Here is a 19,240-nt window from a genome sequence, read left to right as displayed (position 1 = left end):
AACAATATACAGCAATACTTTATATACATTTTTCATATTTTTACCCACATCATCAGTAGTTCTACTTATATTAAAAATAGGTATTTTTTCTGCTAAATGTACTTTCTATGCATTTCGAAAATAAAATTAGATAAACAAATAAACCATCTGTCAGGTTTTTGTACTTATTTTCACAGGAGCATGAAGAATGACCAACACTGTTACGATTAGTCCTTTGACACGAATTGAAGGACATCTTGCCATCCACACGGAAACCGAAGCCGTCCCGGACAGCAAGAAAGTGAAAATCACCGAAGCCCGCTGCGAAGGGGAAATGTTTCGAGGCATTGAAACCATCCTGCAGGGTAGAGACCCGCTCGATGCCCAGCAAATTACCCAGCGTATCTGTGGAGTCTGCCCTATCTCGCACGGAATGGCTTCGCTCATGGCACAGGAAATGGCATATGGAGTCACCCCCTCTAAAAATGGCAGACTGGCCCAGAACCTGATTCTGGGGGCCAATTATTTGCAATCCCACATCCTTCACTTTTACCACCTGTCAGCCCTGGACTTTGTCGATATTAAAGCCATCTTAAAGTACAACGGCCCGGATACAACACTCAAATCCTTACGAGCCTGGGTGGAAAACGCAGTATCATCCAAGTCTGTATTTCCCGCCGCTCCGTTTCTGCCTCGTTACGAAGTCCAGCAATATGTCCCCGGCGATCAGGAAAACTGGCGGCTGATCTCAAATTACCTCAAGGCCCTCAAGATGCGTTCGGTGGCCCATGAAATGTGCGCCGTGTTTGCTGCCAAGATGCCGCATTCCACCTCCCTGGTGCCGACCGGCGTCACCGGCGAAATCACGCTCGAACGCATCCTCAGCTACAAGAGTCGCCTCGATAAATTGGCAGAATTTATCGAAACCGTCTATCTGCCCGACCTGATTCTGGCAGCCAAAGCCTTCCCCGATTACTGGAACATCGGTGCATCTTATGGCAATTACCTGTGCTTCGGCAACTTCCGCATGGAAGAAAAAGCCGGTCCTGATGTCCAGAAATTCTTTCCGGCCGGAGCGATTATCAACGGCAAACTCGAGCCTGTGGATACCAATAAAATCCGGGAATATGTTGGCCACTCACACTACAGCAGCCCCTCCGGCCTGCATCCTTACGAAGGTCAGACCACCCCAAATCCTGAAAAGGGTTATAGTTGGCTCAAGGCCCCCCGCTATGATGGTGTCCCCATGGAAGTCGGCCCGCTGGCCCGCGTCATGGTTGCCTATCATACCCGCGGATTCGAATGGCTCAAAAAAGAAGTCGACGACACACTGGCTTCGGCAGGAGTAAAATTGGAACAACTCAATTCCGTCCTCGGGCGTCATCTGACTCGCGGTCTGGAAGCCAAATGGATTTGCACACAGCTTTATGCCTGGCTGGATGAACTGGAAATCGGAAGCCCCGCAGCGAAAGAATTCCGCATCCCCGCGACCGGCAAAGGATTTGGGCTGGTGGAAGCGCCGCGCGGTGCCCTGGGCCACTGGCTGACAATCGAGAATTATAAAATCAAACATTATCAGTGCATTGTGCCGACGACCTGGAATTGTTCGGCCCGTGATGACAAAGGCCAGCCCGGCATCGTCGAAAAAGCACTCGAAGGCACTGTCATCGAAGACCCCAGACAGCCAATCGAAGCCGGACGTATCGTTCGTTCCTTTGATCCCTGCCTGGCCTGTGCCGTTCATTAATCGTTCAAGGAAATACCATTATGAAGAATACCGCTTTTACACGCAGAGATTTTCTGAAACTGGGAGCAGCCCTGGCGGCCTCCGCCTCGCTGCCGGCTGAGATGGCCAGTGTCTTCGCCTCCGGCCTTGAAAAAATGGTCAGTCTGACCCGTATTGTCTGGCTTCAGGGACAATCCTGTTCCGGCGACTCCATCTCCCTGCTCAATTCCATCGATCCGGAACCGGCAGACCTGTTGACGCGCTACATCAGTCTTGTCCTGCACCAGAATATCGGTGCCGCTCAGGGCGATGTCTTTATGGAAACCATCGACAAAGCCTCACAGGCCGGCGATTTTATCCTGGCCATCGAAGGCTCTATTCCCCTGAATATGCCCAAAGCCTGTATCATCGGCGGCAGACCCTTCGAACAGATTTTGCTGGAGCTGATTCCCAAAGCTAAAGCCATCGTGGCTGTGGGCACCTGTGCCACCTTTGGCGGAATTCCCGCTGCCGAAGGTAACCCCACCGGCTCCGGCAGTGTGCAGGATTTTATGAAAAAACATCAACTGCCCTGGAAGAATCGACTGGTCAACTGTACAAGCTGCCCGGTTCATCCGGATGCGGTCGTGGGCACCTTCGCCTATATTGCCGCCAAAGGCTATCCGCAGGTCGATCCGGAACTGCTGACGCCCAAAATGTTCTACAGCAACTCCACCCATGACAACTGCCCGCGTTATCATTACTATGAACGAAAAATTTTCGCCAAACATTTCGGCGATCCCACCGGCTGCCTGTTCAAGCTCGGGTGTCTGGGCCCGCTGACCCATACGGAATGCCCAAACCGACAGTGGAACAGCGGTGTCAACTGGTGCATCCGTTCTGCAGCCCCCTGCATCGGCTGCAGTTCACCCAATTTTGCCAAGAAAAAAGATTTCCCGTTCTATCGCATTGGTGAGCAGTCCCATGATGTCAATTACACCGAAACACAGCGAAAAGGAGTATAACAATGATGAGTATTCGTCTGAATCTCTTATGGAAAATTCTTCTGATTTCTCTGGTGCCGTTTATGGTATTGGGATTGACTCTGCAAAGCATCAATTACTATATGGTCAAAACCAATTTTCAAAAAGTACAAGACCAGTTCCAGAAATCCCTGCAAGACCTTAGCACCAATTCCATTACAGAACTGATTTCGCAGTCCGAACAGGCTGCCAAAGACCTGCTTCAGGAAATTAAGATTGCCATCGGAAGCTCCCTGCAGCCGGGAGAAGCGGCAAAATTTCTGGATCTCGCACAGAAACAAACTGAACTGGAACAATTGCACGAGTTTTCTTTTTATGGCCCCCAGGGCGAACTGGAACTCTCATCGAACCCCAATACCAGCAGGAAAAATGTCCCATCGGATGTGATGCAGCAGGCCATGACCGAAAAAAGACTGGTCATACGAGGCAAGGAAGAAAATGAATCCACACTCCAATTCTATCAGCCGCTGTTTATGGACAGGGATATGGTCCGTATGAACCCGGATTATCACGTGGGCGATTTCTATGGCATTCTCTTTGTCGAAATGAAAAAAGACCGCATTCAAAAAAGCATTGAATCTCAAAAGAATGGCATTGAAAAAGCCGTTGCCGAAGGACAGACCATTCATCATCAGGTCTTGTCACGCAGCCTGCTGTACAGTATCATCATTGGCGTCGGCTTCCTGACGGGAGTCACGTTTATTATTGTTCCGCTGGTCACCCGCGGCATTGTTAAGCCCATGCAAAAAGCCATCAGCGCCAATATCAGCATTGCAGAATATATGTCGTCGGCCGCAAGCCAGTTTACCTCCTCTTCGCAGACCATTGCCAAGGGGGCATCCGAACAAGCCGCCGGACTGCAGGAAACCTCTTCCAGCCTCGAGGAAATTACCTCAATGACCCGACAGAACGCACAGAATGCCCAGCAGGCCAACACCCTCGCTCAGCAGGCCCAGCAGGCCGCAATCGAAGGCGCAGAAGCCATCCGCAAAATGAACACCGCCATCGAAGATATTCACAAAAGCGCCGATGCCACATCCAGGATTATTCGTGTGATCGATGATATTGCCTTCCAGACCAATCTGCTGGCCCTCAACGCCGCCGTCGAGGCCGCCCGTGCTGGCGAAGCAGGCAAAGGCTTTGCTGTCGTCGCCGAAGAAGTCCGTAATCTGGCCATTCGCAGCGCCGAAGCCGCCAAGAATACCGAAAACATGATTCAAACCTCGGTCAGTCAGGCCAAAATCGGTGTAGAGCTTTCTGCCGAAGTCAGCAAGACTCTCACGGAAATCCTGAACCGCTCATCCAAGACCGTCTCGCTGGTCAGTGAAATCGCCCAGGCCTGTTCCGAACAGGCACAGGGAATTGAACAAATCAATCAATCCCTGTCCCAGATGGAATCGGTGACTCAGCAAAACGCCTCTTTCGCCGAAGAATCCGCATCTTCAGCCACCGAACTGAATTCGCAGGCGGTGAACCTGAAAAAAACCGTGGACGAATTGGTCGCTCTGGTGGAAAGCAGCGCTGCCGCACAATGGACCATGCACACCTCTGCATAGACTTACCCCGCCAGCATACCGTGTATTGTCGATTCTCGATACACCGGTTGTCTCAGACCGGTGTATCTTTTTTTTCTGATCCGACTTGAAATCTTCCATTTGGTCAGGACTATAGACTTCAAGCCACCAGTTTTCAGCAATAGATTATTACCACGGTTATGTGTAGGTCACTTGAGCCCGTAAGTATGCACGGAATAGAACGGCCTGTGGTCTTCGCGGAACAATCATACCCGTTGGGTATTTCATCTTTATTGTGCTATATCACCAGCCGCATCTTGGCCATCATCATTCAGACCCCGGCTACAATCACTGGTCATTCACAAAAAACAGCCATACCGCAAAAACCACACTGAAATTCAAGGCGAAATGTGCGACCATCTTCATCCACCAAAAACATCGTCTCGGCTGCCGTCCCCGAAGAAGCCCCAGTGCATAATCCCAATTGCTCACGCAAACAGTACTTGGTCGTCATGACTTGCCGACCTTTCATTGCCAACCCAGCTTCGGCCGCCGGCTCTACGACCTCAACCCCATGTTTGCGATAAAAATCCCTCGCTTTTTCATTTAACACATTTCCACAATACCCGATCTGCTTGTCCGGATATTCAACACACGATTCTGTGGCCCTCTTGCTCATCGCTGTCGCCTTGCAGGACGCCAACCGGACTTCGATCAGCTTTTGCACAAGCCTCCGTCGCATCTCATTAAGCAGTGCAGCGGGAAAAAAATACAGGGTCGGTAATTCCACGCATACCTCTTGACATTCAAAAATTGTATTACCCAGCTTAGCCAGTTGTGCTTCGATCGCCCTGCGTGCTTGTTCCGGCTTGTCCGCTGGTTGTTTTGCCACAGTGTGTTCTATCACAGCCACAACGCCATCTTCATCGCAGCCTTCAATCTGTATCCCGTCAGGAATTTCGCGAAGCGTTATCGAAACCTTGATTTTCCGCTCCGCAGGCACCTTCGAGAGCTTGCGGCTGAATTCAATATCCAAATTGCGATAGATTTTCATCCCCGCACAAATTCCCTGCATCGACCGGGGACGAATACGCCGGCCCTCTACCCCATTGACCGTCGTACCTGCCAGATTATTGTTGGCAAAAAAACACAATCCATCGCCATTGTGTAAAGCAATCTCGGTATCCAGGGTAAAGGATGTTTTATCCACACTCACCACAGTCCCGACATATTGCCCCAGCGACTTTGGCGTATCGATAGACCCGATTTTATGCGCCTTGCCCGTAATCCCGTAATCCGTATAACCGCGATTAAAAGTCTTTTCAGGATCCGGCACGAAATTCATCCGCACCCTGCCGCTCGACGATTTTTGCAGCCCTCTGGCCGCCAGAACTGCATCCAGCTTCTGTCGATAATACCCCACCACATTCGCCACATAATCCGCATCCTTAAGCCGGCCTTCGATCTTGAAGCTGGTAATTCCTGCATCGAGCAACGGCTCAAGATAGTCCGACAGATTCAGGTCTTTAATCGACAACAGATAACGGTCCCGAACCACCGTGTTGCCCGCCTTGTCTTTGAGCGTATACAGTCTGCGGCACGGCTGGGCACAGCAGCCGCGATTGCCACTGCGGCCGCCAATGGCATAACTCATATAGCACTGCCCCGACGCACAAACACACAACGCGCCGTGAACAAAGCATTCCAGCTCCACAGTAGTCTGCCGTCGAATATTCCGGATCTGGTCCAACGTCAATTCCCGAGCCAGAATCACACGGGAAAATCCAACGGCTTCCAGAAATTTCACCTTCTCCGGCGTCGCATTATGGGCCTGTGTACTGGCAATCAGCGGAATAGGCGGCAGGTCAAGTTCCAGTAATCCCATATCTTGAATAATTACCCCGTCCACCTCGGCCGCATACAGGTCCTGAATCATCTTTTCGGCTACAGGCAGTTCCTTATCGAAAAGCAGGGTATTCAAGGCAACATAGATTTTAACATAATATGGATGGGCATATTCCACAACTTGTCGGATATCGTCAATCGTGTTGCCGGCCGCTTCGCGAGCACTAAACTGAGGGGCTCCAATATAAATAGCATCCGCTCCGCACTGGATTGCAGTCTTAGCCACTGCAATATCTCTGGCCGGGGCAAGAAGCTCAATTTTGGGCATCGTCATAGGATTACTCATATAAACACATTTTCTGATATAATATAGCCTATAATGACAGATTCAAAGATTGTGGCACCTATGGTACAAAATCCAAGCCCCAAAAGCCATGGACTATATAAGAAGAATTAATTTATACTATAACTCGATAAATTTTTTGAATTCACTGGCATTATAGCTATAATCACAGACTTTTGAAGACTTTCAATATAGAGGAACAGACTGTGTACAAGATTACCCATAAACAGCAGTTATCGGAAAATGTATTCCTGATGGATGTACACGCCCCCTTGGTGGCTAACGCCCGCAAGGCAGGCCAGTTCGTCATTGTTTCGCCAAACGCTGAGACCGGGGAGCGAATCCCGCTGACCATCGCCGGTGCCGACAAAACCGCCGGTACCGTCCGCCTGATTTTCCAGCGGGTTGGAAAGGCAACCGCTCAAATGGCGGACCTCCAGATCGGTCAATCCCTGGGCTATGTAGCAGGACCCCTGGGCAAACCAACTCATATCGAGAAATTCGGGACTGTTGTCTGCATCGGCGGCGGCATCGGTAATGCCCCCCTGCTGCCGATTGCCACGGCCATGAAAGATGCCGGCAACCGCATCATCAGCATCCTCGGTGCCAGGAACAAGGAATTGCTGATCCTCGAAGAGGATTTTAAGACCATCAGTGATGAACTCATAGTCGTCACTGACGACGGCTCCTATGGACGCAAGGCACTGGTTACTCAGCCGCTCGAAGAAATTTGCCAGCGGCAGCCTAAACCCGATTTAGCCATGGCTATCGGACCGGCCATTATGATGAAATTCTGCTGTGACATAACCCAAAAATACAATGTCCCCACCCAGGTTTCATTAAATACCATTATGGTGGATGGGACGGGCATGTGCGGCGGCTGCCGCGTCGAAGTCGGCGGCAAGACTCAATTCGTTTGCGTCGATGGACCCGAATTCGACGGCCACCAGGTCAATTTCGAACAAATGATGAAACGTCAGGGAGCCTATAAAGACCTCGAAAAGAAGGCGATGGAAGAATATCAGCACCACCGCTGCAAGATCGGCTTAAAATAACAAATAACCGCATATTTTCGCTGCAGAGCACAACGAGTTCACCAGGATTTTGTTCCTCTGGGCTCTCTGGAACCTCTGCGGCACACAATAAATTGGATTGAGGATAACCGTGGACACTAAAAAATTGCTCGATGAGATGCTTGCAAAGAAGGCCAAAGGACAACTGACAGCCAAAGACCGATATACCATTCCCGTGCAGGAAATGCCGGCCCAGGACCCTGGCGTCCGCACAAGCAACGTCAGGGAAGTCGCAACCGGCTATACCGCCGAACAGGCCCGCCTTGAAGCGCTGCGTTGTTTGCAATGCCCCACCGCCCCCTGTATTGAAGGCTGTCCGGTGCGCATCGACATTAAAGGTTTTATTGCTGCCATCGCCGATGGGGACAATAATAAAGCCCTTGAAATCATCAAGCAAAATTCGCTGTTGCCCGCCGTTTGCGGCCGAGTCTGTCCGCAGGAAGTCCAGTGCCAGGAAAAATGCACCGTCGGCAAAAAGTTCAAGGATGTCGGCAAGAGCGTCTCTATCGGCAGACTTGAACGCTATGTCGCCGACCTCAATAAAGCCGGTGCCGTCCCCCCCGTCGCCCCGGCCACAGGCAAAAAAGTGGCTGTCATCGGCTCCGGCCCGGGCGGCATCGTCGTCGCCGCGGACACCCGTCGCGCCGGCCATGATGTCACCATCTTTGAAGCCTTTCACAAGCCCGGTGGTGTTATGGTGTACGGTATCCCGGAATTTCGCCTGCCCAAAACCATCGTCCAGGAAGAACTCCAAACGCTCGAAAAAATGGGCGTCAAAATCGCCTGCAACTTTATCGTTGGCAGAACCCGCACCATCGAACAGCTGATGAAAGAAGACGGTTTCGACGCCGTTTATATTGGTGTCGGTGCCGGCCTGCCCAAATTTATGAATATCCCCGGCGAGCACCTGGTCGGTGTCTATAGCGCCAATGAATATCTCACCCGGGCCAACCTGATGAAAGCCTACGCCTTCGGCAAAGGGGCAGATACCCCCATCGCTGTCAGCAAGAAAGTCGCCGTACTCGGCGGCGGCAATGTCGCCATGGATGCCGCCCGCGTTGCTGTGCGTCTGGGAGCTGAAAAAGTCTATCTGGTTTATCGCCGCAGCAAGGTCGAAATGCCCGCCCGTATTGAAGAAGTCCACCACGCCAAGGAAGAAGGCGTCATCTTCTGCACCCTGCAGAATCCCAAGCAAATTCTCGGCGACGACAAGGGCAACGTCAAAGGCATGGAAGTCCTTCGCTATGAACTCGGCGCCCCCGATGAGTCTGGCCGCCGTCGCCCCGTTGAAATCCCCGGCAGCGAGTTTGTGCTCGAGGTGGATACCGTTATCGTCGCCATCGGCAACGGTGCCAACCCTCTAATCCAGCAGACCACCCCCGGCCTGCAGTTCAACAAATGGGGCAATATTGTTGTCGATGACAACTGCAAAACCAGCCTCGAAGGCGTCTATGCCGGAGGCGATATCGTACTCGGCGCCGCAACCGTTATTCTGGCCATGGGCCAGGGCCGCATCGCCGCCGCTGCCATCAATGACTATCTTAAGACAAAATAAACTAAGGCGGGGGTACAGACCCTCGCCTTACACAATCCTGTCTTGCAAATAAGAACATACACACGAGTACCGATATGACAACCAACGCAATTTGAGCCTTTTTCATTCGTTGGAAATGGACAAATCCTTTAAAGTTCACGCTATAAATCAAGGCATACGCGAAATCCGGTAAAGCAACTGCATTCCCCAGGGAGTGTTGACGAGCGGCACGAAATGCGGCAGTAGTCTGCACTGCCTCCCCATGTCCCCCCACGGATAACCCGATGGCTCCCCATGGCGGGCCCGACAGGATTGGTTTGCGGCACAGTACTATACGAAGACAACCAATCCTGGCACCACTCGGCCACATTACCGGCCATATCATACAAGCCGTAGCCGTTGGGTGTCAATCGTCCCACCGGACAGGTATGGGATAGACAGAGAACATCGTATCCCCCTGAAACCGATAAGGTGCCTGACGATACAGCGATATCAGGAATGAGAAGAGGTGGGCTGGGGGCAGCCCAGCCGGAGATATTCTGTATCCAGAATGACAAGCAAAAAGACTCGCGTTAAAAAGACCCTGTGTAAGGTGTTGTCCCCATCCATACAAAGGGCCTGCGATGTGCCCTGTTATCCCCAAAGCAGGGATAGAAACCTTGAACAGGATGCAAAAAGCCTTTGTCTGGTAATCCCGACCAACAAAAAGGCCCGGAGAATATCCGGGCCTGAATCATCTCTTGGCACAGGGGGACTTGACTGCCGCTTATTTCCCCAGCATGGTATTGAGCAGAGCATCATATCCAATCAGATAAAAGAACCGCTTCTGGTTGAATACCGGCACAGACAATTCCCTGGCTCGCTGAAGCATCGCATTATAGGTTCCCCGAGCGGTCTGCGAAGCCTGGTATTTTTCCATCAGACTTGGATCGAGATCCGCCTCAGCCTGATCCGGACGAGCCGTAGGCACTGGTTCAAGCCCGACAACCACAAAATCCGTCTCAATCGTTACCTCGTTTTGCACCACACCGCCCCATCGCTCAATCATCTCCCGAATCCGCTGGCTGCCGTCAGCATCCACACGGCCGTCACCATCAAAATCAAAGTCGCCAAGAACCACAAACTTGTTGTTGCTTCTGGGGTCCCAGATCAGATTGGCCACAATATCTTCCTTGACAATCGGATTTTTCTTATTGCCGCGGACAATCCGGGCCACCGAAACCTTCGGTTCCACCTGGAAGACCTCGATCTCTGCCTTGCCCTCGCCGCTTTCTGGAATCGGGGCATTTCGATCGAACACGGCAAACGTCAAACCACGATATACATGGTCCTCTGATCCGGCATCCAGAAAGACCATATTATTCTGCAGATCCACCCGCAAAATCCCGGCATCCGGCTGATAGGCAGCCACCTCTTTATCCGGCCGCGGACGAATGGACTCCAGCCGCGACAGCGCCTCACGCAAGGACTTATTCGCCTGGGCCAGCTTGGTCTCTGTATCGGTCAGCTCCATCTGTTTTTGCTTGAGCTTATTCTGCTCTTCTTCCAGCCGTTTGTTGACCGCCTGAATCTGTTCCTCGGCCGAACGGGTCATCTGCTTTTGCAGATCATCATACTTGGCCTGGATATCATTGGCATTCTGCTGATAACTTTTCACCTGGGCTACAAGCTGCTGTTCCTTGAAGGTCGCCTCCTGCTTGTCAGCATTGTATTGTTCCTGAAGCTGCTGATATTGAGCTGTCAGATTATTAAGCATCGACTGAGTGTCATCTATTTTGGTTTTTAAATCCGCAACCAGCTTAATCAGAGCGATTCCTTCAGGACCCACTGCCGGGCTGGCGGATTGCCCCAGCATCTCCGTCATCTTGTTGATCTGCAGGACGATATCATTCAGTTTGGCATCTGCGGCCAAATCCTCAGCAGGTGCTACCCCGGTAATAATCGAATACAGCTTGTTAAACCGATCACTCATCGTGCCCAGGTAGGATTTCCCCTCATCCACCTTCCCCACAATTTTGCTGAGGTTCTGCTGCTCCCGTACGCTGGCGATCTTCTGCAAATCCGTCTTGCTGGAATCCAACTGAGCACGGTACTCCTCACTCTTGACATAAAAAATCACCGCACAGACCACTCCAACAATAAACAAGGCCACAAATGTGATGAGAGCATACAGCATCGCATTGCTCTGAGTCCTGGCTTGAGCCATAAGATAACTCCTTGAAATAGCAATAATTCCATATTATGCAACACAACAGCCACAAGAGCAGTAAGTATCCTGAACAAATCCCCTTTCGTCAAGAAAAAACACCCCCTAAACCCTTATGCCAACACAAAAAACGTCAAAATCAACCGGAATAAAACCGATTCCATTTCAATTCGTCGAAATGATCAAAAAAGATTGCCGTTTATTCCTCTCCGGATATAATCAGCATCTGAAAATACGATGGGACACAACGAACAGCTTCTGAACCTGTCCAAAAAGAATGTGATGATATTTTAAGTCTTTGTCGATATGGATTTCCCTGAACAATTCGGAAAGTGGCTTTTCGTCTCAGGCCTGCTTCTTTGTGGTTTAGGCCTGATGGTGATAGTGCTGGCAAAATTGGGGTTGTTCCGTCTGCCCGGCGATATTGACCTGATAGGCAAAAACTGGCGGGTCTTTGTCCCGATTACAAGCTGCCTTCTTCTGTCGGCCGCTTTGACGTTCTTGATGTGGATTATAAACTATTTTAAGAAATGATCTTATGAAACGAATACAAAAAAGGCAAACACCCCCGCCGCCAGGGATGGTTCGGCTGCAAAAAATACTCGCCCAGGCCGGTATCGACTCTAGAAGACGTTGCGAAGAAATGATCCTCGAAGGCGCCGTCTCCGTCAACGGACGGATCATCGATACCCTGCCTGCCTTTGCCAATCCGGAAACCGACGACATTCGGGTCAATGGACGCAAACTGAATAAACCTCAAAAGGTCTATTTCCTGCTAAACAAACCCAAAAATGTCATCTGCACCAATTTCGACCCGCAGGGAAGAAGAAAGGCGATTGACTATATCGACTGTCAACATCGCATCTTCTGTGTGGGACGACTCGACAACGACACCACCGGCGCTATCTTGCTGACCAATGATTCCATTCTCGCCAACCGCTTGACCCATCCCAAATACGAACTGCCCAAAACCTACCAGGTCACAATCAAAGGGCGAGTGGAAGGCGAACCCATCGAAAAACTCAAAAAAGGCGTCTGGCTGTCCGAGGGGAAAACGGCCAAAACCAGCGTCAAAGTCCTCAAGCGAAATAATCTTGAAACCATCCTCGAAGTCACCATCAATCAGAGCCTCAACCGCCAAATCAGCCGGATGCTGGCCAAAGTGGGATTCAAGGTTAAATCACTCAAGAGAACCCATATCGGAAATATCCAGATGAAAAACCTGCCCCCGGGAGGTTACCGCCCGCTGACCATGTCCGAGGTTCGCTATCTTTACAAAGCCACTGAGCTTGAAAACAAGCCCTCCGTGCATGATTCTGATCGGGACTCCCGAACCCAAAATTAAGGAGGTCGATGTATGGCAAAAGTATTAGTCCCTATCGCAGATGGAATTGAAGAACTGGAGTCCGTAACCCTCATTGATGTACTTCGCCGGGCTGGCGCTCAGGTCACGGTGGCATCCGTATCCGCCGCCCTGCAGGTCACGGCCTCACGCAAGACCAAATTAGTTGCCGATGCCATGATTGGGGATTGTGCCGGCACCACCTTTGACGCGATTATCCTGCCCGGCGGGATGCCCGGCGCCGAACATCTCCGCGACAGCGTCCCGCTGATTGAATTGCTCAAACAGCAGGTCCAGGCCGGCAGACTCTATGGGGCAATCTGTGCCTCTCCTGCCGTCGTACTGGCCCATCACGGACTCCTCAAAGGCCGCAAAGCAACCTGTTATCCGTCGATGGAAACACAACTACCCGATGCGTCCGCTGCTGCAAAACGCGTTGTCATAGACCACCATTGTATTACCAGTCAGGGCCCGGGCACTGCCATGGAATTCGCCCTGGCTATAGTCGAAGCCTTATTCGGCGCTGAACGCCGCAGACAAGTCGCCGAACCCATGCTGGTTGCATAGCACAGGTGACAGAGTGCGGTTTATTCCTGCACGTCCGTCCCTTTTACCAGCCCGGGGTTGGGGTCTGGGCCGCCCAGACAGTGGAGTCATCCGTGTAATTGCCGCCCGCTTGAGTCGGACGAATGTGGGTCAGGCTCTTGCCCGTACCGTCGGCCTCTGTCGGCCAGTGGCCTTTATTATTATAGCTGACCCGATCCACACGGATATAATATCTGTCTTTACCAAATTCCTTATCCCCCGGCATTGAAAGCTGTACCGCCTCGCCTTCATTGGCCAGTCGGCCGCTTTGCCATTGCAAAATCACAGTACCGGACGGAACACCGGGATAACGCGCATTAAAGGCATCGATTTTATTGACCAGCAAGAATCGTTGTCCCGGCTGAATCACAAGGTCACTGGGGAAGGTATAATCAACCCCGTCGGTCATCGCCCAGGGTACCCATTCTTCGAAGGAGGTTTCCGGAGAGATATAGGTACTGACCAAGCTGGCCATCCGAACCGCCGTATCGCTGATGTTCATCAGCTCAAGATATTCGCAATCCTGATCCCCGGGATTGGAACCCGGATTATACATAATCTCAGTCAGGATGATTGGCCCCACTTTCGGATAGGCATTGGGGGCGTTGGGCGTATTCTGGCTCATGGCCACAAAATCTGTGCCGCCCAGTGTCTTGACAAATTGTCCAAACGCAACCCCGGACTCCGCAGCCCCAAATTCCCGTTTTGTGAAGTAACCCGTCAGGGCTTCCCCGTTGCCGGACTGCAGATACAGCGTCTCACCGCCTTCACTGAGGGCAAACGGAATCCGACAGCCCGAATCCGAAACATTATTGAACTGGTTTTCACTCACGACATAGTAAGGGTTCTCCGGAGTCAGGATGACACCTGCCGGAATACGATATTTTTTCCGGTTATCATCGGAACTGAAACTATCAGAAAGATACCAGCCGCCGATGTTGATGCTCTGACTGGTGGTATTATACAGTTCAATCCAGTCCGGCAGTGCCGAATGAGAATGCGACAGCAGTTCATTGATAATCACCGCACCCGGCAGCGGAACCTGTTCCTGGGCGGTTTCGTCCCGTCCCGGCGTTCCGCCGCGGATTGCACTGGGTCGCCATAATTCCTTCTCACTCCAGGATATCTTTCCAGCCAGCAAAGCAATTTCCTGATCGCTCAAGGATCGACCATAAATACGCAGATCATCGAGAGTCCCGGCAAAGTAATTCAGCAGATTGGATTCTGATAATACGGCCAGATAGACATCCTGTGTACTGGCTGTATTGATCGTCTGCTGGGCACTTACGGTCGTATGAGTTTCCAGCACGCCGTCCACATACAATCGAATTTCGCCGACATCCGGCGAACCGTCATTATCCAGCACAGCCGCCACATGGTGCCATTTGCCATCTGCCACCACACGGCTGCCCTGAATATACCCTCCCCAGACCCCAACGGCCAACTGCCCGGTAGCTTGGACCCGGAACATCCACTTCTGACCGGCCTGCCCCGCCCCCCAGGTCACAATATTTTGTTCAGTGGCGGTTAACGGAGTTCGTATCCAGGCCGAACAGGTCCGTGAGGCCCCGCCCGCAACGCCCTTATAGCCTGTTGCAACGGCATAATCATCCACACCGTCAAACACTAAAGCCTTATTCTCCCGTCCAAGCCGGCGTGTCGTATCCGCCACATTATAAAGGGTCGCCGGATGAAGCCCCACTGCATCCCATACGGTAGTACCCGCCGCCTCATTGAACGTCCATCGGGCCTCCAGACTCGCATCCGAGACGGCTGTTTTGTCATACGCCGGATTTACCGCCGTCAGCGAAAAACCATCTCCGTCGGTAATCTCATACCAGCTATTGTCGTACTCAATTTCCTGAATGGTCTGCCCGGCAATATCACAAAGCCGCAGTGTTTCACCGGCATTGTCTAACGCGCCGGCATACTGGCCGACAACCGGCAGAGCGGTTCCGTATCGGGCCTCAAAGACAGGCTGATTTCGCACCAGCAGAATCCGCTGATTCGGACTTAAAACCGTATCGCCAAACGTAAAGTCAATCCCCTTGGTAAAAGCGACCTGATTCAAGTTAATGACCTCAGTTCCCGTGTTCATCAACTCAATGAATTCTTCATTGGGATCCCCGCCGGGGTTATACATCCATTCCGAGATACGAAGATTATCATTGATCGCCCCGACACCAATCACTGCTTCGCGCAGAGCACTCCAGGTGCTGCCGTTAAGGGTCCGAGCCTTGATGCGGACACTCTTGGTCAGGGTAATCGGCCCTGTGTATTTCACCGCTTTGGGCGAAACCCCCTGAGAATTGATCGTCGTTCCCGCTTCCAGAACCGGAGAAATCAGGAAGTCCGAACTGGAAGCCGTATCATTCAATCCGTGAATCGCCAGCAGATTGGTCCCGTCCTGCAGAAGCCCCAGATAGCTGTCAAGAGAAAAACTCTCCTGACCATTATTTTCGTGCCCTGCCGATGCCCTTGAATTCCAGGCCGGCGAGTTGAACGCACTGAAATTCTTACGGTACACCTCCGTCCCGTTGAGATAGACAATAAATCCATCGTCATAACGCATTTTCAGCGTCAGATAATTCCATTGAGCCAGTTGCTGGGCATTCACGGTAAAGGGAATACGAATATACACAGACGTGTTTTTGCCGTACATCTTGCTTTCCACATTATAGCTGATGTAGGGCACGCCGCTGGTGGCTTCCGTCGGATTCCGTTCATACCCCACCCCGCCGGTTTTGGTGGTATCCGGGGGTGTACCATCCGTCCAGGTGCTGTCACTGTAATTGATCTGCGTCCGCCAGTTGGTACCGATATTGCCGGTGGGGACCAGCACTTTCTTGGCCGCATTTTCCGGCACCAGCACGACGGTGGTGGTGGTACGCTGTCCCAGCGGCAGCCGGGGGTCCGAACCGTCAAGCGTATAATAAATATCTCCGCTTTGTCCAGCGGCATTCTGCATGCTTACCTGCGTGTTTTCCACAACGGAGTCCTGCAGGACATCCTGCCCGTTGATGATAAATCGCGGTCCGGCAAACGTAAACAGCGATCGGGAGCGGCACTGATTGAAATAAATCTCTTCCCGCGCCGGAATATAGGTATCCGGAATAAACCGGTTGATGTAGGGAATCACCCCCTGAACCTCGCTGGCTAATTGCCAGAATAGACTGTTCAGCCGGGCCTTGGACATAATGCCATCGTCTTCCAGAAAATGCTTCTGCAGCCGGTCACAGAATAACAGTTTAAAATCCTCATTGGCCCACAAGGCCCGGAACAATTTGGATAGTGGGCTTCCGTTACTGTTTAACAATTCCCCAAAGCGATCGTTGCTGGTATTGTTATCCATGCACCCTTCGGCATCCCACACAAAAAACCGCCATTTCCGGTTGGCCGAGCGTTCCGCCGCCGCAGACCAGTTATTATGCGGCCAGTCCCAGTTGCCCCCCCAGGTCTGGACAATATTATAATCCACAAATGCATCCAGGTCCAGCTGCCGGACGACTTCATTATAATAAACCGGATTGGTCAGATTGTTGCTGGTGGCATAGTTTATAAATGCATTGAACGCTACCATATCGCCATCCCGAGCTTCCAGATAGCTGGCCGTGTTCCCCGGAACAACCCATCCCACAATATCCCATTTCTGGTCGCTGTCAAACCACTGCTGACAATAGTCTTCATCAATCCGCTCGCACAGATTGTAATAGCCCTTGTAATCCCCATTGATAAATAAATTCACAAACGTTCCGCGGCTGGCATAACCACTCATCGCATACTGGAGTCGGCGAATCATCTCATCTCGAACAAAGGGATTACTCTGGTCGTTGTGGCCGGCACGCAGCACCAGCGTATCAATCTTGTCCACCTCCGGAAACTGATCCAGCACCGCATGATTAAACGCCGTATCCCCATACTGGCTTCGGAAATACAGTCGGAAACTGTATTTGTTGTCGCCCCACCAGGTACCTGTCTGCGGCGGCACGGTATAACGCGGCCGCATCCAGGCACTGCCGTGGACCCGAAGACCGCAGTCTTCCTGAAATTCATGGTCCCGGTCGGATCGCATATATTCCATCGAAACCGGACGCTCATAATTCTCGCCGTGCTGTATCACGTTGTTGTAATCTGTGGACAATATCGGATACCATCCGTTGCCGCCCCAGGCCCCCCCAACAATGGCCATCACACCGTTTGGATTATAAAAAACCTCGCCGGGGCTGCCCGACAGGCAGACCGCAGGTAACCCTTTCATCACATCAGTGGGCCTCATCAAATAGGTTCGGGTCTTAATCGCACTGGGGGTATAACCAGCCTTGAACGCCGCGGCACGAACAACAACGCCCCGGGTCGTCGCTGCCGATATCGCGATCGGCGCAGTATAAGTAATCCCGTTGGACAAGGTTGGATCGGTACCGTTGAGGGTATAGCGTATCGTTGCCCCGCTGGTCGGACAGCTCAGAGTCAGCGAAAAGGCATTATCATAATATCCCCGTTCCTGGCTAAATTCGGGTTCCGCCACAAATCCCAGAAATGACTGGCGATTCTCCTGACCGGGTGTCGGCAGCGAAAAATAATACTCCGCCCCCCCCCAGCATCCCATAGGAAATATTGTCCCGCTGTGCCGGGAAACCATACTCGGCGGTCTGCTCATTCAACACCGATTGATAGGCATGGACAACCGTCCCATCCGGACGACTTAAACCCAGATATTCCCCTGCCGCCGACAAACTGAACGTCGTATGCAAATACCCCGCCGGATCCACATAATTTTTGCTCTTGCTGGATGCAAACACAATCAGATAGCTGCGCCCGTTTAAAATCGTATCGGCCGGGAACTGCCATTTCAAAGGATTCGACTGTTTATCCGACAACCCCCACCCCCCCAGGTTAATCGGCCAGTCGGTCTGGTTGTAAATCTCAATCCAGTCAGACGATTCGCCATTGCCATCCAGAATCTGCCCGGCCGCCGTATTCGGTGGATTGTCCGAATCATTGGCCGCAACAAACTCACTGATGATAAGGGGTGGCTCTTCCCGACCCCAGTCCTTGGCAAATTCGGCAAAATCCGCCGTGTTAACCTGAGTATCCGCGTTAAAATCAGGATTATGACGAGACGCCGTCCCCGTCGCATAAAGGCGAGCAATTTCATCCTCGGCCAGCGGCTGATTATATATCTGAACATCATCGATCATGCCGTTGAAATAACGCAATTCCTCATGATACACACCAATCCGCATATCCCCATGCACGGCTGTATTCACTTGCTGGTCAAGCACAACGCGGATGTCTTCCCGGCGACCATCAACATACAACGCAATTTCACCGACCGTAGGACTGCCGTCGTCATTGAGAACAACCGCAATATGATGCCACTCCCCATCATGAATGAGCGTCGTTCCGATAATATATCCCTGATAGACCTCGGCTCGCAAAGCGCCGCTTTCGTCCACACGCACAACCCATTTGGTCCCGCTGGACGAATTATTTCCCCAGGAGATAATCTCGCCGGTGGGCTTATTCGTATTAATCCACGCACTGCATGTCCGGCTGGCACCACCGGAAATCCCCTTAAAACCCACCGCCTCGACATAGTCGTCTATCCCGTCAAATGACAGGGCCCCCTGATACCGTCCCCAGACCGGCATCCATTGCGGCTCACCGTGCAGTTGCCCGGTATAACCGCTGATATCTTCGGCCGCAATCTCGCCCTCACTCTCATCCAGACGCCAGCGGGCAACCAGCCCCTTATGCACCGGCTGCGAAGAACTCAGCCAGCTATCGGCAAAAATCAGTAAATCCGACATATCCACAACACAGTCGCCGGAAAGATCCCCGGTTGGACAATCGGAATAAGCAGATGGACAAAAAGCCATGCTAAGGCACAGCATCCATACCCCCAATACACAAACGCAACACCCTCTGGCCATCGGATGACCTCCGTATAAATAATCCATAACGCCCCAAAGCATAAATAGCTATTATATCAATCAGTTACGAACAGGACAATAAGATACACCCTGTTTCGTCCTGATTTTAACCAGGAATTAACAAAGACTGAATTTTTT

General features: G+C 51.7%; 13 protein-coding genes. 8 read left to right on the top strand and 5 right to left on the bottom strand.

The window, feature by feature from the left end:
- The first annotated feature begins 187 nt into the window (after positions 1–187).
- Genes ACQ9LF_RS08485 through ACQ9LF_RS08475 form a run of 3 tightly spaced genes read left to right on the top strand, consistent with a single transcriptional unit; the run spans position 188 to position 4,283 of the window.
- A complete protein-coding gene (locus ACQ9LF_RS08485; RefSeq protein WP_462488959.1) occupies positions 188–1,726 on the top strand; it encodes a nickel-dependent hydrogenase large subunit in 1,539 nt (512 codons plus the stop codon).
- Between the two features lie 20 nt (positions 1,727–1,746).
- Complete coding sequence (locus ACQ9LF_RS08480; protein ID WP_462488958.1) at positions 1,747–2,709, top strand: hydrogenase small subunit; 963 nt, start codon at positions 1,747–1,749, stop codon at positions 2,707–2,709.
- A 2-nt stretch (positions 2,710–2,711) separates the two neighbouring features.
- On the top strand, positions 2,712–4,283 hold the full coding sequence (locus ACQ9LF_RS08475; protein WP_462488957.1) for a methyl-accepting chemotaxis protein: 1,572 nt from the start codon (positions 2,712–2,714) through the stop codon (positions 4,281–4,283).
- Between the two features lie 313 nt (positions 4,284–4,596).
- Here ACQ9LF_RS08475 and ACQ9LF_RS08470 read toward each other — a convergent pair whose 3' ends face one another.
- Entirely contained in the window at positions 4,597–6,420 is a 1,824-nt protein-coding gene (locus ACQ9LF_RS08470; RefSeq protein WP_462488956.1) for a peptidase U32 family protein, read from the bottom strand.
- Between the two features lie 215 nt (positions 6,421–6,635).
- Between ACQ9LF_RS08470 and ACQ9LF_RS08465 the strand changes: the two genes are divergently transcribed.
- Both ACQ9LF_RS08465 and gltA read left to right on the top strand, forming a co-directional pair.
- The gene (locus tag ACQ9LF_RS08465) at positions 6,636–7,484 is read left to right on the top strand and encodes a sulfide/dihydroorotate dehydrogenase-like FAD/NAD-binding protein (protein ID WP_462488955.1); all 849 of its coding nucleotides are present in this window, start codon (positions 6,636–6,638) and stop codon (positions 7,482–7,484) included.
- Positions 7,485–7,620: 136 nt separating this feature from the next.
- On the top strand, positions 7,621–9,057 hold the full coding sequence (gltA, locus tag ACQ9LF_RS08460) for an NADPH-dependent glutamate synthase (RefSeq protein WP_462489063.1): 1,437 nt from the start codon (positions 7,621–7,623) through the stop codon (positions 9,055–9,057).
- A gap of 140 nt (positions 9,058–9,197) precedes the next feature.
- Here gltA and ACQ9LF_RS08455 read toward each other — a convergent pair whose 3' ends face one another.
- A complete protein-coding gene (locus ACQ9LF_RS08455) occupies positions 9,198–9,455 on the bottom strand; it encodes a formylglycine-generating enzyme family protein (protein ID WP_462488954.1) in 258 nt (85 codons plus the stop codon).
- 347 nt (positions 9,456–9,802) lie between these two features.
- Positions 9,803–11,242 (bottom strand): hypothetical protein, encoded by a 1,440-nt coding sequence (locus ACQ9LF_RS08450; protein WP_462488953.1) that lies wholly within the window; start codon positions 11,240–11,242, stop codon positions 9,803–9,805.
- A gap of 306 nt (positions 11,243–11,548) precedes the next feature.
- Here ACQ9LF_RS08450 and ACQ9LF_RS08445 point away from each other — a divergent pair, with 306 nt between their 5' ends.
- Genes ACQ9LF_RS08445 through ACQ9LF_RS08435 form a run of 3 tightly spaced genes read left to right on the top strand, consistent with a single transcriptional unit; the run spans position 11,549 to position 13,151 of the window.
- The gene (locus tag ACQ9LF_RS08445; RefSeq protein ID WP_462488952.1) at positions 11,549–11,776 is read left to right on the top strand and encodes a DUF2905 domain-containing protein; all 228 of its coding nucleotides are present in this window, start codon (positions 11,549–11,551) and stop codon (positions 11,774–11,776) included.
- Positions 11,777–11,780: 4 nt separating this feature from the next.
- On the top strand, positions 11,781–12,587 hold the full coding sequence (locus tag ACQ9LF_RS08440) for a pseudouridine synthase (protein WP_462488951.1): 807 nt from the start codon (positions 11,781–11,783) through the stop codon (positions 12,585–12,587).
- A 12-nt stretch (positions 12,588–12,599) separates the two neighbouring features.
- Positions 12,600–13,151: a DJ-1 family glyoxalase III gene (locus ACQ9LF_RS08435; protein WP_462488950.1), complete on the top strand. Its 552-nt coding sequence runs from the start codon at positions 12,600–12,602 to the stop codon at positions 13,149–13,151.
- Positions 13,152–13,194: 43 nt separating this feature from the next.
- Here the strand turns inward: ACQ9LF_RS08435 and ACQ9LF_RS08430 are convergent, their stop codons facing one another.
- The gene (locus tag ACQ9LF_RS08430; RefSeq protein ID WP_462488949.1) at positions 13,195–17,775 is read right to left on the bottom strand and encodes a lamin tail domain-containing protein; all 4,581 of its coding nucleotides are present in this window, start codon (positions 17,773–17,775) and stop codon (positions 13,195–13,197) included.
- Entirely contained in the window at positions 17,675–19,102 is a 1,428-nt protein-coding gene (locus tag ACQ9LF_RS08425; RefSeq protein WP_462488948.1) for a LamG-like jellyroll fold domain-containing protein, read from the bottom strand. Before ACQ9LF_RS08425 ends, ACQ9LF_RS08430 begins: the two co-directional genes overlap by 101 nt.
- Positions 19,103–19,240 lie beyond the last annotated feature (138 nt).

Origin of the sequence: Anaeroglomus insulsum, assembly GCF_050689095.1 — a bacterium.
Taxonomy (GTDB): domain Bacteria; phylum Planctomycetota; class Phycisphaerae; order Sedimentisphaerales; family Anaerohalosphaeraceae; genus Anaeroglomus; species Anaeroglomus insulsum.
This window is presented reverse-complemented; position numbering and strand designations above follow the sequence as displayed.